The organism is Cupriavidus sp. SIMBA_020 (assembly GCF_046535395.1).
In the GTDB taxonomy this organism is placed as follows: Bacteria; Pseudomonadota; Gammaproteobacteria; order Burkholderiales; family Burkholderiaceae; genus Cupriavidus; species Cupriavidus campinensis.
The window spans coordinates 1-247 of sequence record NZ_JAWRWU010001351.1; the positions used below are offsets into that span (position 1 = coordinate 1).

Sequence of the window (247 nt, forward strand, 5' to 3'; positions counted from 1 at the left end):
GTAGCGTTCTTCGTAATGGCTCTTCAGGCGCAGCTCTTCCGGCGTGATGCGAAAGTGCACGCCCGACCAGTGCAGGCCCGCGCCGCCCACGCCCTCGCCGGGCAGAAACGCGGCGAGCTGGCGGTAGGGCAGCGCCGTTTCGGCCGCGTTATGGCGGATCGAAACGGTGGTCTTCGAAAGGTCGAGAAAGAGCTTCTTGCGGATGTTGTACGTGAGCTCGTCGATGGTGTTCGGGTACGCGCCATCC

At 64.0% G+C, this 247-nt stretch carries 1 pseudogene; it reads right to left on the reverse strand.

The features are described from left to right. Positions 1-247: pseudogene (locus SB751_RS33910) on the reverse strand (GMC family oxidoreductase); the annotation flags it as partial.